Origin of the sequence: Streptomyces sp. NPDC048484 (genome assembly GCF_040651415.1) — a bacterium.
GTDB lineage: Bacteria > Actinomycetota > Actinomycetes > Streptomycetales > Streptomycetaceae > Streptomyces.
Window position 1 is genome coordinate 116,927 of record NZ_JBEZJY010000016.1, and the last position, 14,148, is coordinate 131,074.

The following is a 14,148-nucleotide window of genomic DNA, read 5'->3' on the forward strand; positions in this document are numbered from 1 at the left end:
CATGCGTACGTGTGGGCGCGCGCGGCAAACACGGCGGTCCCGTACGGCGGCGCCGTACGGGACCGAGTCGGCACTCCCCCGGCCACCGCCGGGCGGGGGCCGCGAGCGCACGGGCCGCTTACTGGTTCTGCGGCGGCAGCGCTGCGATGAAGGGGTGGTCGCGCTCGATGAGTCCCAGCTTGCTGGCACCGCCGGGCGAGCCGAGTTCGTCGAAGAACTCGACGTTCGCCTTGTAGTAGTCCTTCCACTCCTCCGGAGTGTCGTCCTCGTAGAAGATCGCCTCGACCGGGCAGACCGGCTCACAGGCACCACAGTCGACGCATTCGTCCGGGTGGATGTACAAGGACCGGGAGCCCTCGTAGATGCAGTCGACCGGGCACTCCTCGATGCACGCCTTGTCCTTGACGTCGACACAAGGCTGCGCGATGACGTAGGTCACGCTGTCGTTCCTCCTCGATAGGGCGCTGGCGAGCCGTCTTCAGGCTCCGCCACCTGGCGCGCGGGAGCGCGGCGTCGTCGATGCCCACACCTAGTATCTCCGTTCTTGGGCATGATCCGAACAGGAGGGTTGGACTGAGCTGTGGATTTCTCTGCACACTTCCGCCTCAAGGTCCGTGTCACCCCCGCTGACGTGGGGAAACGCGTCTCGGTACGACGGTTGCGCGAAGGGGCCCCCGAGGGTGAGAAGTTCACCGACACGGTCGGCGTTCTCACATCATGGGACGCCGGTGTGCTGCTGATCACACGCCGGTCCGGGGAAAGCGTCCGGATTCCGGAATCGGCGCTGGTGGCGGGCAAGGTCGTCCCCTCCGCGCCGGCTCGTCGGCGAGGCCCCGCGGCCTCGTACGGGGAACTCGCGCGGGTCGCCGCGCGAGCCTGGCAGCCGGTGGAACGGGAGCGGCTCGGCGAGTGGGAACTGCGGGCCGCGTCCGGCTTCACCCGGCGCGCCAACTCGGTACTGCCCCTCGGTGATCCTGGCGTACCCCTGGACGAGGCGCTGTCGCTCGTACGCGAGTGGTACGCGGCCCGGGGGCTGCCCGCGTACACGCAGACCGCGACGGGCGCGGAGGGCACGCAGGAGCCGCTGTGCGCCGAGCTGGAAGCGCGGGGCTGGGTGCGGGAGGTGACCGCGGAGCTGTGGATCGGCGCGCTGGCACCGGTGGCCGACCTCCCGGACCCGGACCCGGAGCGGACGGTCACACTGTCGCGCGCGGCGGACGAGGGCTGGCTGGGCCGCTACCAGCGCAAGGGGGTGAGCGAGGTGGCCCTGAAGGTGCTGGGCAGCGGGCCCTCGGTGTGGTTCGCGACCGTGCCCGGCACCGAGCCGGGCGTGCCGGCGGCGATCGGCCGCTGTGTGGTCGACGGTCGCTGGGCCGGGTTCGCCGCGGTGGAGGTGGACCCCGCGCTGCGCCGTCAGGGCCTCGCCACCACCGTCATGACGGCGCTCGCCCGCCGGGCCCTGGCCGAGGGTGCCTCGGCCGGCTGGCTCCAGGTGGAGGCCGAGAACACGGGAGCACGGGCGCTGTACGGCCGGATGGGCTTCGCCGCCCATCACGCGTACCACCACTACCGCGAGCCCGCGGAGACGGAGACGGCGACGACTACGGCGACGGCCGACCCGATCCCGCGAAGGGGCCCGGACGGGGGCCCGGACGGGGATGTCGAGCACTCGGGCAGCTTCGGCCGCACCAGCGGTCCTCGCGGGGAAATCGGTGGCGGAGCCACGGACCGGTATCGATCGGCGTGAAAGGGCACGAGGCAGCTATGCGTCCTCTTCATCCTCCTGGGCCGGAGCGGAGCGCCGAGTGGCGGCGGCGGTTCGGCGACGAGGCACGGGCCGAGCGCCCCGACCTGGCCGCCCTGTGTCTGCTGGTGGGCGGACAGGCGGACGGGGAACTGGCCGAGTCCGGGATGGACGCGGCACAGATGGAGCTGGACCGGCTGGCGGGGGAACTGCCCTTCCAGCCCGGCGGCCCGCGGTCCTGGGCCACGGCACTCGCCGAGCACCTCGGCGGCAGGCTCGGGTTCCGCGGTGCGCCCGGCGACTACCAGCGTCTGCAGTCCTCCCTGCTCCACGAGGTGCTGCGGCGCCGCCGTGGGCTGCCCATCCTGCTCTCGGTGGTGTGGATGGAGGTCGCGAGGAGGGCCGGGGCGCCTGTCTACGGGGTCGCCCTGCCCGGCCACTTCGTCGTCGGCTTCGGTCCGCCCGAGCAGCAGGTCCTCGTCGACCCCTTCGACGGCGGCCGCGTCCTGACCGGCACCGACGCCGAACTGATGGTGGCCGGTGCCACGGGCTCGCCGCTCGACCCGTCGATGCTCTCGCCCGCCGATCCGCTCGACGTCGTCCTGCGCATCCTCAACAACATCCGTGCCTGGGCCGCCGCCCGTCCCGAACGTTCCGACGTCGCCCTCTGGGCGGTCGACCTCTCCCTTCTGCTTCCCTCCCACCCGGCCCGTCTGCGCTACGAGCGCGCCCAGCTCCTCGTTCAGCGGGGCGACTTCCTCACGGGCGCCACGGAACTCGACGCGTACGCGGAGATCGTGGCCGCCGTCGACGAACCGGCGGCCGATCGCGTACGCAGCCAGGCGCACGCGGCCCGCGCGATGCTCAACTGAGGCCCCAGAAGGTTCCAGGAGGGCCCGTGCGGGCCCGGCGGGCGTTCGAACAGGAGAGGGCACCCGGTCATCGCCGGGTGCCCTGTCAGCCTGCCCTGTCAACGCTGCGACCGGGCAGGTCCGTCCTGGTGCCGTGGCTCTAGTCGGCGTTGGTCTCGATCGTGCCGACGCGGTCCGCCGCCGTCTTGCCGAGCAGTGCCTTGCGCAGCGCGCCGACCACGTCCTGCGGGGTCACGGCGGTCTTGTTGCCGTTGCCCCGGGTGATCAGCACGCCGTCGAACGCGCCGCCGTACAGCTCCTTGAGCGCGGCCAGGTCGTAGTAGTCGACCAGCTTGCCCTGGGGGGTGGCCTTGACGCCGAGGAACTTCCACAGGGAGTTCTCCGGGCTGAACTGGACCACCGCCGTGCCCGCCTTGACGGTCACGAGGCCCGACATCGCCGGCTGCGCGAACTCCTTCATCATGCGGTCGACCTCGGCCTTGGTGACCTTGGGCTCCTTGGCCGTGGTGGGCACCTTCACGGCGGCCGACTTCCCGGTCTCCACCTGGGTGCGGTACGCCTCCTCGACGGCATCCGTCGACTGGCCGATGTCGATGCCCTGGCCCGCCTTGCCGTAGACGGCGACGGCCTTGCCCGACTGGAACTTGATCGTGCCCTCGGTCGCCGAGCCCGAGCCGCCCGCGGCCCGCTCCAGGGCGGCGGCCAGCTTCTCCTCGTCGACGGGCATCACGGGGGCGATGACACGCTCGTTGCCGAACAGCGAGCCGATCACCGAGACGGGGTTGTAGTCGCTGCCCGCGGCGGCCCGCACGGTGGCCTGGCTGTCGAGCTGAAGCCCGGCCTGGTCCGGCTTGAGCGCGACGGTGTCGCCCTCGACGGCGAGCTGGAGCGGCTTGGCCGCACGCGTCTTGAACGCGTCGTCGAGCTTCTTGACGGCCTCGTCGCGGGTGCCGCCTCCGATGTCCACACCGAGCACGCTGGAGCCCTTGGGCACGTCGGAGTGGTTCATGAGCAGTCCGGCGCCGTACGCGATGCCGCCCAGGGTCACCGCGCCGGTGACCAGGAGCACCAGCTTGTTGCGCCCCTTTTTCTTCTTGGGCCGCGAGGCCGCGGGCGGGGCCGGTGAGACCGGCTCAGGCAGCTTCGGGGGCTGGTGCGGAAGCGGTCCGTCGGTGTGCGCGCCCGGTCCGAACGGCGAGTTCGGAGCGGGGGCCACGACGGGGATGCCGCTGGTCAGGGTGTGCCCGGAGACGTTCTCACCGACGCCGTCGTAGCCCGGCGCACCTGGTTCGGGCGCGGGCTTCTGCGGGGTGAGGATCGCGGTGTCGTCGCTCATGGCGCCACCGGGACGGCCTGCCCCCTCGGGGAAGCCGGAGAAGGCGGAGCCACCCTGGGCGCCCTTGCCGCCGGGGAAGCCGGAGGCGTCTTGGACACCGGGTCCGCCCGGACCACCGGGGCTGCCGGGAGCACCGTGGCGCCCGGGGCCGCCTTGGCCGCCGGGAGCACCGGGCCCGCCGGAGAAGCTGGCGCCGCCAGGACCACCGGGGCCGCCAGGACCGCCGGGCGCACCGTGGCCGCCGGGCGCACCGTGGCCGCCGGGCGCACCGTGGCGACCGGAGCCGCCTTGGCCGCCGGGGGCACCTTGGCCACCGGGCCCGCCGGGGAAGCCCGCGCCGCCAGGACCGCCGGGACCACCCTGGCCGCCAGGGCCGCCAGAATTTCCGGGGCCGCCAGGGCCATTCGGGAAGCCTTGGCCGTTCTGGCCGCTCTGGCCGCCGCTCGGGCCGCCGGAGGAGCCCTGGCCGCGCGGGGCACCGGGCGCCGTCAGGGGCGTGTCGCCGGTGGCCGGTCCGGCGGTCGGGCCCGCAGGCCCGCCCCGGACGCCGTCGGAGAAGTACGGGAGCCCGTCGCGGCGCGGTTCGCCGCCGCTGTCGCTGCCGCCCGTCGGATACGGCGACCCGCCGGGTCCGGCGCCCAGCGGCCCCGCCGCCAGCGCCCGGGACACGTCGAAGGAGCCGGTACCGCCGCCGTGACCGGGCGCCACAGGCCCGGTACCGCCCGCGCCGGCCAGCCCGGCGCCGTTGGTACCGCCGGTACCACCGGGCCTGGGACCACCGGCACCGGCGCCCGTGGGCGTACCGGCGCCGCCGGGCCGCGCTGCGGGCGCGCCGGTGGGACCAACTCCCGCACCGGTGCCCGTCGCCGGGCCCTGGGCGCTCGAACCGGCGGCCAGACCGGCGCCGTTGGCGTTGCCGCCGCCCGGCCCGCTCTTCGGCGCACCGGACTTGCGCGGCGCGAACCAGTCGCTCGTCTTGTCCTCGGGGCCGCCGCCACCGGCGCCGGGCATGGCGTGGGACCCCGTGTCGGAGTCCACCGGCCTGCCCGCAGGGGCCCCTGGTCCGGCGCCCGGCCCGGTGTCCGGGGCGGGCGGCTGCGACGCACCAGTGGCGTCGGAGGGCCCCTTGTTCGCGACGGGGGTGCGCACGACGACCGGCGGAATCGGCCGGGATCCGGGGATGTTGATGCGGATCCGCGTCGTCAGCGTGGTCTCGGTCTTGGGCTGTTCCGGCCGTTCACCGGCGGTACGAGCCTCGTCGGCGTCGGCGTCGGAAGCCATGGGCGTTCCGTACGGCGGAGTCCCCGACGGGTATGCGGTTCCCCCGCGCCCGTTGGGCCCGGAGGACGAACTGTCAGTTTCACGACTCAAGGCAGGTTCTCCTGGTTGGCTCCACCGCCCGTTTACTCGACCTCGATTCGGGCGGCTCGGCGGCGCGCACCACCATACTGGCCACTTGCCTCCCGCATCTTGCGGCCATCGGGGAAACCCACACCGGACTTGCACCTGCGCGTTGTGGCGAAGCGGTACGTCACTTGCCAAGTCGGACGGCGGGTCCGCCTGGTTGCCGCCCGTGGCCAAGCGTGGCACACATCACAGCCACAGCCATCCCGCCGAGCAGGAAGAGGTAGGAGCCGGCTCCTGCGGCGAAGAGGAAGTCACCCTCCGGGCGACTGGCGGTGAGCAGGACGACGGCGATCATCCAGCCGGCCGCGGGCGCGACCGCCCCGGCCCGGCCGCCGGTCGCACGCGATCCCCCCAGGAACAGCCCCGCCGCACCGGCCAGCGCGAGCAGCAACCCGCCCGGGAACCAACCCGGCTGGACCAGCGCCCCGGCCACCGCGACCACCGCGCCGAGCACGAAGAGCCCCAGGTGGGCGGCGATCCGGGCGGCCGAGGGCGGTCGCAGGGGCTGGGCGAGCATGCTGCTCGCGTTCGACCTGTCCGCCGCGTTCATCGGGTACCGTCCTCGGTAGTTTCTGCGCTGGTCTCTACGCTGGTCTCCGCGGTGATTGCTGCGGAAATCCCTGCGAACAGGTCGGTCTCGCGTGCCGTCCCGGTCCGCTCGCCGCGTACCAACTCGTAGTACTCCACGGGGAAGAGGGGCTGGGCGAGCCGGTTGGAGAGGGCGAACCACGGTTCGGCGACCTCGATCTGGGTGGCGTGCGCCCGCATCGCGGCGGCCTTGGCGGCGGCGTAGCTGAGGCCGTCCTGGGCGATGCCGTCGATCTCCGTGGTGATCACGGAGTCGTCCACCACACCCGGCACGTCGTCAACGGCGGCGGAGGCAGGGAACGGCAGTTCGTCGGATACGTCCTTCAGGCGGGCGAAACCCTCTTCGGCGACGGACCGCGGCACACGGTTCCAGTAGATCTTCGCGATCGCCCACGGTTCGCCGAGGTCGGTACCGGCGCGGTTACCGGTGTCAGCACCGATGCCGGCGCCGATGCCGGTCCGGAAGTCCGGCTCGGCCGCCAGGTCAGCGGCCCGCATCGCGACGCGGTGGGCCTGGATGTGATCCGGATGGCCGTATCCGCCGTTCGGGTCGTAGGTGACGAGCACCTGGGGGCGCACCTCGCGGATCACCCGGACCAGGTCCGCGGCGGCCTCGTCGACATCGGCCCGCCAGAAGCAGCGCGGGTTGTCGTTCTCCGGGAGGCCCATCATCCCGGAGTCCTGGTAGCGGCCGGCACCGCCGAGGGAACGGGCGTCACGGACACCCAGCTCGCGCATCGCCTCGGCAAGCTCCCCGCGGCGGTACGCGCCGAGCTCCTCGCCCGACAGATGGGCCAGCTCGGGCGGGATGACCTCGCCCTGTTCGCCCAGCGTGCAGGTCACAAGGGTGACCTGGGCGCCCGTGGCCGCGTACCGGGCCATGGTCGCACCGTTGTTGATCGCCTCGTCGTCCGGATGCGCGTGCACCAGGAGCAGACGCCGGGCGGGGCGGGAGGGGGTTTCCCCCGGCCGGGGGCCGGAGGAGGGCGGTTCCGTCATGACCCCAGCCTACGAGGCGCTCGCCCGCCACCGATCGAGCGCCCGCTTCCGCGAAGATCTCTTCAGCCTGCGGTCCGGGCACAGGCTCTTCCACCACGGGAGTCGTCGGCCCCCGCCTCCGGATCTCACCGGTGACGGGGGCCGACTTCGTGCCGTACGCGTCCGAAGGCCGGCCAGGACGGTCGGCCCAGAGCCCACGGTCCGGCGGCGTCAGGACCAGGATCAGAACTTGATCTCCCCGATCATGCCGGCGATGTTCGTGGTCAGCTCGTTGATCGTCGGGGCGATCGTCGAACTGGCTAGGTAGAAGCCGAGCAGGACACAGACGATGGCGTGAGGCGCCTTCAACCCTGATTTCTTGACCAGGATGAAGACGATGATCGCCAGTAGCACCACCGCCGAAATCGAAAGTGCCACGGCGGCTCACCTCCAAAGGATCCCAGGGACACGGGGGCCGGGGGTCAGGGGGATGGGGGATGGGGGGGTGGGGGCAGTAAATCCGTACAGCAGCCAGCAGGTTGATACCCACACAGCGCTAGTGATCATAACTATTCGGGCGTGCGCATTGATCGGCGCACTGCCGCACAAGGGGGCGCATGGCCAATATGGTCGGAGCATGACGACCGAGCCTCTGTCCTTTCCACGCCGGCAGGCACGTACCCTGCGCTTCACCCTCGGCGCGCCCCGTGCGTTCACCGTGGCCCCCGACGGTTCGCGTGTCGTGTTCCTGCGGTCCTCGTCCGGCACCGACCGGGCGAACCAGCTGTGGGTCCTCGACGTGGCGAGCGGCAAGGAGCGCCCGGCCGCCGACCCGGGGGCGCTGCTCGGAGGCTCGTCGGAACGGCTCTCGGCGGCGGAGCGGGCACGGCGCGAGCGCAGTCGCGAGGGTGGCGCGGGCATCGTCGGCTACGCCACCGACGCGGCCGTGGAGTTGGCGTCCTTCGCGTTGTCAGGGCGGCTCTTCACCGCCGAACTGAGGGCCGGAACGGCACGTGAGCTGCGGGTTCCAGGGCCGGTCCTCGACCCCCGCCCGTCCCCCGACGGACGGCTCGTCGCGTACGTCGCCGGGGGCGCCCTGCGGGTCGTCGGAGCCGAGGGCGAGGAGGACAGGGCGCTCGCGAAGCCCGAGTCGGACACCGTCACCTACGGGCTCGCCGAGTTCATCGCGGCCGAGGAGATGGGCCGTTCGCGTGGCTTCTGGTGGTCGCCGGCGTCGGACCGGCTGCTCGTCGCCCGGGCCGACGACGCCCCCGTACGCCGCTGGTGGATCTCCGACCCCGCGCATCCCGGGCACGAGCCGCAGCAGGTCGCCTACCCGGTGGCCGGAACCGACAACGCGGACGTACGGCTCTTCGTGCTGGGGCTCGACGGGGCGCGCACGGAGGTTCTGTGGGACCGGGCCCGCTACCCCTATCTGGCGCGAGTGCACTGGTCAGCGGCCGGAGCACCGCTGCTGCTCGTGCAGGCGCGGGACCAGACGAGCCAGCTTTATCTGGCCGTCGACCCGGACACCGGGGTGACCAGGATGGTCCACGCGGACGAAGATCCACAATGGCTTGATCTTTTCCCCGGTGTGCCGAGCTGGAGCCCGAGCGGACAGCTCGTACGGATCGCCGACGAGGGCGGGGCGCGGGTGCTGGCGGTCGGCGAACGCCCGCTGACGGGACCGCAGTTGCAGGTGCGTGCCGTGCTGGACGTGTCGGACGGCGATGTACTCGTTTCCGCGTCGGCCGGCCTGGCGGCGGCCGACGCGGAAACCGGGGAAGTACACGTCTACCGGGTCAACGACCTGGGCATGGAACGGATTTCGCAGGAGCCCGGCGTGCACTCGGCGGTGCGGGCGGGCGGCGTGACCGTGCTCCTGTCGGCCGTTCCCGAACGGCCGGGAACCCAGGTCCAGGTGGTGCGCGACAGCGACCGGAAGGAGGCGGGGGGCCACCGGGCCGGAGGCCGGGCGGAGCCGGTGACAGTGGCCTCGTACGCCGAGCACCCCGGAATGAGCCCGCGCGTGCACCTCACGGAAGCGGGTGCGCGCCGGGTGCCGTGCGCCGTTGTGCTCCCCACGGATTACACGGATGGTCCTCTTCCGGTTCTGCTGGACCCGTACGGCGGTCCGCACGGGCAGCGCGTGCTGGCCGCACACAACGCGTACCTCACTCCACAGTGGTTCGCGGATCAGGGGTTCGCCGTGATCGTGGCGGACGGACGGGGCATGCCGGGCCGCTCGCCGGCCTGGGAGAAGGCGATCAAGAACGATCTGGCGGCAATCGCCGTGGACGACCAGATCCACGCCCTCCAGGCACTCGCCGAGCGCTTCCCGCTGGACCTGACCCGGGTGGCGATCCGCGGCTGGTCGTTCGGCGGCTATCTCGCGGGGCTCGCGGTGCTGCGCCGCCCCGACGTCTTCCACGCGGGCGTGCTGGGCGCGCCGGTCACCGACCAGCGGCTGTACGACACCCACTACACGGAGCGGTATCTGGGCGATCCGAACCGGCAGCCCGAGGTGTACGCCGCGAACTCGCTGATCGACGACAACGGCCTCGTGGAGGCCGCCGAACCGGCGCGGCCCATGATGATCGTGCACGGTCTCGCCGACGACAACGTGGTCGTCGCGCACTCGCTGCGGCTGTCGTCCGCGCTGCTGGCCGCGGGCCGCCCGCACGAGGTGCTGCCGCTCTCCGGGGTCACGCACATGACCCCGCAGGAGCAGGTCGCCGAGAACCTGCTGCTGCTCCAGGTGGACTTCCTGAAGCGGTCGCTCGGACTGCGGTAGAAAAACCGGCCCAGGGATCGGCGCACGGAACGGCGCGGGGATCGGGGTACGGAACGGCGCGGGGATCGGGGTACGGAACCGCGCGGGGATCGGCGGACGGAACCGCGTACACATGGCGACCGGCCGGGGAGACATGGCGCTCCCCGGCCGGTCCACGGCACCCGCACGGCCGTACGCTGTTCAGAGTGGCGCGTCCGTATATCGGTGCCGGGTCGGCCAAGTTGCCTGCTTGTTAACGAAGTTGATGCGTGTTTGTCATCCTATTTCAGCTCGTCGGTCGGCTCGTCCGGAGTTTTACCCGGGACCCTGCCCGGAGTCCTGCCCGGAGTCCCGCCCGGCGGCTCCTCGGGCGGTACGACCTGTTTCTCCTCGGCGAAGTGGCAGGCCGAGTCATGGGCGGCCGGACCGGCCTCGTACCGGAACGCCGCGGGCACCGCGAGCAGCGGGACCTCCATCGCGCACCGCTCCGCGGCCTTCCAGCAGCGGGTGCGGAAGCGGCAGCCGGAGGGGATGTTCGCCGGTGAGGGCACGTCGCCGAAGAGGATGATCCGCTCCCGGTGCTCACGGGCCTCCGGGTCCGGGACGGGCACGGCGGACAGCAGCGCCTGGGTGTAGGGGTGCGTCGGGTGGTCGTAGATCTCGGCGTCCCTGCCGGTCTCCACGATCCGGCCGAGGTACATCACACCGACCCGGTCCGAGATGTGGCGCACGATGGACAGGTCGTGCGCGATGAAGACGTACGACAGACTGAACTCGCTCTGGAGGTGGTCCATCAGGTTGATCACCTGCGCCTGTACGGACACGTCCAGGGCCGACACCGGCTCGTCCGCGACGATGATCTCGGGACGCAGGGCGAGGCCGCGCGCGATGCCGATGCGCTGGCGCTGGCCGCCGGAGAACTGGTGCGGATAGCGGTTGATGTACTCGGGGTTGAGCCCGACCACGTCCAGCAGGTCCTGAACCTGCCTGCGCCGGTCGCCCTTCGGCGCGACCTCGGGATGGATCTCGTACGGTTCCCCGATGATGTCGCCGACGGTCATCCGGGGGTTGAGCGAGGTGTACGGATCCTGGAAGACCATCTGGATGTTGCGGCGTACGGCCTTCAGGGCGCGGCCGGACAGCTTGGTGATGTCCTCGCCCTTGTACCTGATCTCGCCCGCAGTCGGCCGTTCCAGGTTGACCAGCATTCTGGCGACCGTCGACTTGCCGCAGCCGGACTCGCCGACGATGCCGAGGGTTTCTCCGGCGCCGAGTTCGAAGTCGACTCCGTCGACGGCCTTCACCGCGCCGACCTGTTTCCTGAAGACGACGCCCTGGGTGAGCGGGTAGTGCTTGACCAGGCCCCGCACCTGAAGGATCGGCTCAGCGGGTTCAACAGACTCAGCCATGGAGGCACTCCCTCCAGAAGTGGCAGGCGCTCCTGCGGTTCGGGCCCGCCTCGGCCACCCCGGCCACCTCGGTCGCCCCGGTCGACCCGGTCACCTCGTACAGCGGCGGTACGTCGGTCCGGCAGACGTCCCGGGCCATCGGGCAGCGCGGGTTGAAGGCGCAGCCCGGCGGGATGTGCATCAGGTTCGGCGGCAGGCCCTTGATCGCGTAGAGCTCCTTGCCCTTCTGGTCGAGCCGTGGGATCGACTCCAGGAGGCCCTTCGTGTACGGGTGCGCCGGGGCCTTGTAGATGTCGTGGACCGGGGCGGACTCGACGATCCGGCCCGCGTACATCACGGCGATCCGGTCGGCGACGTCCGCGACCACGCCGAGGTCGTGGGTGATGAGGATGAGGCCCATGTTGAGCTCGCGCTGGAGTTCGGCGAGCAGGTCCATGACCTGGGCCTGGACGGTGACGTCGAGGGCGGTGGTGGGTTCGTCGGCGATGATCAGGGCGGGTTCGAGGGCCAGCGCCATCGCGATCATGATGCGCTGGCGCATACCGCCGGAGAACTGGTGGGGGTAGTCACCCACGCGGGAGGCCGCGCCCGGGATGCGTACCCGGTCCATCAGTTCGACGGCCTTCGCCTTCGCGTCCTTCCTGGACATCCCTCGGTGGACCGTGAACATCTCGCCGAGCTGGGCGCCGACGCTGAGCACCGGGTTCAGGGACGACAGCGCGTCCTGGAAGATCATCGCCATCTGGGCGCCGCGGACCTTGCGCCGGTCCGCCTCCTTGAACTTCAGGAGGTCCTGGCCCTGGAAGAGGATCTCTCCCGCGGTGATCTTCCCGGGCGGGGTGTCGAGGATGCCCATCACGGCCTGCGCGGTCACGGACTTGCCGGAGCCGGACTCGCCGAGCACGGCGAGCGTCTCGCCCTCGTCCACGCCGTAGGTGACACCGTTGACGGCCTTGGCCACCCCGTCCCGGGTTCTGAACTCCACGTGCAGGTCGCGCACTTCGAGCAGCACGTCGGTCACCTCAGCTTCGGGTCGAGGGCGTCGCGCACCGCGTCGCCGAGCATGATGAACGCGAGGACGGTGACGGCCAGCGCCCCGGCCGGCCACAGCAGGGCGTGCGGAGCCGTACGGATGTACTGGGACGCCGAGGAGATGTCGATGCCCCAGCTCACCGTCGGCGGCTTCAGCCCGACACCGAGGAACGAGAGGGTCGCCTCCAGCGAGATGTACGTACCGAGCGCGATGGTCGCCACGACGATGACCGGGGCAATCGCGTTGGGTGTGATGTGCCGCAGCAGCATCCGGGAGTTGGAGGCGCCCAGCGCGCGGGCGGCCTGGACGTAGTCGTTCTGCTTGGTGGTGATGACCGACCCGCGGGCGATACGGGAGATCTGCGGCCAGCCGAGCAGCACCATGAAGCCGATCACGGGCCAGATCGTGGAGCTGGTGACGACGGACAGCAGCACCAGACCGCCGAGGACGACGGGGATCGCGAAGAAGATGTCGGTGATCCGGGAGAGGATCGCGTCCCACACCCCGCCGAAGAACCCGGCGAGTCCGCCGAGCACCGAGCCGAGGAGCGCCACCCCGAGCGTGGCGCACACGCCGACGGTGACGGAGACCCGGGCCCCGTACACCGTGCGCGTGTAGACGTCGCAGCCCTGGCCGTTGTAGCCGAAGGGGTGGCCCGGCTGCGAGCCCTCCTGGGACTTGGCGAGGTCGCACTTGAGGGGGTTGCCGGAGGCGATCGCCGAGGGCCACAGGGAGATGACGACCAGGAAGAGGATGACGAGCCCCGAGATGATGAAGACGGGGTTGCGCCGCAGGTCGCGCCAGGCGTCGGACCAGAGGGAGCGGGCCCTGTCCTGCGGGCCGGTGCCGTCCGATCCCGCCGGAGTCTTCCCGAGCGAGGCGCCCCCCTCCGTGGCGAGGTCCATCGCGCCGCCCATGCCCGTCGCGGCGATGGCACCGTCCTCCGGGGCGTGGCCTTTGCCCGACAGGTGCGGCCCCGGCGGCATGGGCCGGTCGGGCGGCGTCGGCTGCTCCGGCGGCGTCGGCTCAGGCATAGCGGATCCTCGGGTCGAGTACGGCGTACAGCAGGTCGACCAGCAGGTTGGCCACCAGGAAGACGAGGACGAGGACGGTCACGAAGCCGACGACGGTCTGCGTGTTCTGGCGCAGGATCCCCTGGTAGAGCTGGAAGCCGACGCCATGGATGTTGAAGATCCGCTCGGTGACGATCGCGCCTCCCATCAGCGCGCCGATGTCGGTGCCGATGAAGGTGACCACCGGGATCAGCGAGTTGCGCAGCAGATGCCTGGTGATGACGCGGCGCCGGGGCAGGCCCTTGGCGATGGCCGTACGGACGTAGTCGGCGCGCCGGTTCTCGGCGATGGACGTCCGGGTCAGGCGGGTCACATAGGCGAGGGAGACGGACGCGAGGACCAGGCCCGGCACGATCAGCTCGTCGAAGGGGGCCTCCGAGGAGACGGACGGCCTGATCCAGCCCCACTTGACGCCGAGCAGCAACTGGAGCAGCAGGCCGGTGACGAAGGTCGGTACCGAGATGACGACGAGGGTGACCAGCAGGACGCCGGTGTCGACGGGCCGGCCGCGGCGCAGTCCGGTGACGACGCCGAGTGCGATGCCGATGACGATCTCGAAGAGGATCGCGATGACGGTGAGCCGGATGGTGACCGGGAAGGCGGTCGACATCAGCTCGGTGACCTCCTGCCCGTTGAACGCGGTGCCGAAGTCGCCGGTGAAGACGTTGCCCATGTAGGTCGCGTACTGCTGCCACACGGGCTTGTCCAAGCCGAACTCCTTGCGCAGCTGGGTCGCCGTCGCAGGGTCGCACTGCCGGTCGCCGCAGAGGCCCGCGATGGGGTCACCCATCACGTTCACCATCAGGAAGATCAACAGGGTGGCGCCGATGAAGACCGGGATCATCTGCAGCAGACGCCGGATCACATACCGTCCCATGAGGGCTCCGGAGGTAGACGGGGGCGCGTGCCTGCCTTCTTGCTGAAGTGCGCGCCCC

12 protein-coding genes are annotated in these 14,148 nt (G+C 71.4%); 3 read left to right on the plus strand and 9 right to left on the minus strand.

Annotated features, from left to right (window positions below):
* Positions 1 to 118: 118 nt before the first annotated feature.
* Positions 119 to 439 (minus strand): ferredoxin, encoded by a 321-nt coding sequence (fdxA, locus tag AB0D14_RS18125; protein ID WP_018089397.1) that lies wholly within the window; start codon positions 437 to 439, stop codon positions 119 to 121.
* A gap of 141 nt (positions 440 to 580) precedes the next feature.
* Here fdxA and AB0D14_RS18130 point away from each other — a divergent pair, with 141 nt between their 5' ends.
* Together AB0D14_RS18130 and AB0D14_RS18135 are read left to right on the plus strand one after the other, a co-directional pair.
* On the plus strand, positions 581 to 1,747 hold the full coding sequence (locus AB0D14_RS18130) for a GNAT family N-acetyltransferase (RefSeq protein ID WP_362779936.1): 1,167 nt from the start codon (positions 581 to 583) through the stop codon (positions 1,745 to 1,747).
* Positions 1,748 to 1,764: 17 nt separating this feature from the next.
* The gene (locus AB0D14_RS18135) at positions 1,765 to 2,616 is read left to right on the plus strand and encodes a transglutaminase-like domain-containing protein (protein ID WP_362779939.1); all 852 of its coding nucleotides are present in this window, start codon (positions 1,765 to 1,767) and stop codon (positions 2,614 to 2,616) included.
* Positions 2,617 to 2,755: 139 nt separating this feature from the next.
* On the opposite strand, the gene AB0D14_RS18140 is transcribed toward AB0D14_RS18135, so the two are convergent.
* From AB0D14_RS18140 to AB0D14_RS18155, 4 genes are all read right to left on the minus strand, one after another.
* Positions 2,756 to 5,233, minus strand: coding sequence for a hypothetical protein (locus tag AB0D14_RS18140; RefSeq protein ID WP_362779942.1), 2,478 nt, complete (start codon positions 5,231 to 5,233; stop codon positions 2,756 to 2,758).
* 250 nt (positions 5,234 to 5,483) lie between these two features.
* A complete protein-coding gene (locus AB0D14_RS18145; protein ID WP_362779945.1) occupies positions 5,484 to 5,909 on the minus strand; it encodes a DUF6113 family protein in 426 nt (141 codons plus the stop codon).
* Entirely contained in the window at positions 5,906 to 6,946 is a 1,041-nt protein-coding gene (gene mshB / locus AB0D14_RS18150) for an N-acetyl-1-D-myo-inositol-2-amino-2-deoxy-alpha-D-glucopyranoside deacetylase (protein ID WP_362779947.1), read from the minus strand. Before mshB ends, AB0D14_RS18145 begins: the two co-directional genes overlap by 4 nt.
* A gap of 222 nt (positions 6,947 to 7,168) precedes the next feature.
* The gene (locus AB0D14_RS18155) at positions 7,169 to 7,363 is read right to left on the minus strand and encodes a hypothetical protein (protein WP_362779950.1); all 195 of its coding nucleotides are present in this window, start codon (positions 7,361 to 7,363) and stop codon (positions 7,169 to 7,171) included.
* 199 nt (positions 7,364 to 7,562) lie between these two features.
* On the opposite strand from AB0D14_RS18155, the gene AB0D14_RS18160 reads away from it, so the two are divergent.
* A complete protein-coding gene (locus tag AB0D14_RS18160; RefSeq protein ID WP_362779951.1) occupies positions 7,563 to 9,719 on the plus strand; it encodes a prolyl oligopeptidase family serine peptidase in 2,157 nt (718 codons plus the stop codon).
* A 260-nt stretch (positions 9,720 to 9,979) separates the two neighbouring features.
* On the opposite strand, the gene AB0D14_RS18165 is transcribed toward AB0D14_RS18160, so the two are convergent.
* The 4 genes from AB0D14_RS18165 to AB0D14_RS18180 are packed head-to-tail and all read right to left on the minus strand — an operon-like array spanning position 9,980 to position 14,090.
* Complete coding sequence (locus AB0D14_RS18165; RefSeq protein ID WP_362779954.1) at positions 9,980 to 11,107, minus strand: dipeptide ABC transporter ATP-binding protein; 1,128 nt, start codon at positions 11,105 to 11,107, stop codon at positions 9,980 to 9,982.
* Positions 11,100 to 12,119, minus strand: coding sequence for an ABC transporter ATP-binding protein (locus AB0D14_RS18170; RefSeq protein WP_362779956.1), 1,020 nt, complete (start codon positions 12,117 to 12,119; stop codon positions 11,100 to 11,102). Before AB0D14_RS18170 ends, AB0D14_RS18165 begins: the two co-directional genes overlap by 8 nt.
* 5 nt (positions 12,120 to 12,124) lie before the next feature.
* Positions 12,125 to 13,126 carry an ABC transporter permease gene (locus tag AB0D14_RS18175; protein ID WP_362780087.1) on the minus strand — a complete coding sequence of 334 codons (1,002 nt, stop codon included), beginning with the start codon at positions 13,124 to 13,126 and terminating at the stop codon, positions 12,125 to 12,127.
* A 40-nt stretch (positions 13,127 to 13,166) separates the two neighbouring features.
* Positions 13,167 to 14,090: an ABC transporter permease gene (locus AB0D14_RS18180; RefSeq protein ID WP_362779958.1), complete on the minus strand. Its 924-nt coding sequence runs from the start codon at positions 14,088 to 14,090 to the stop codon at positions 13,167 to 13,169.
* Positions 14,091 to 14,148: the final 58 nt, after the last annotated feature.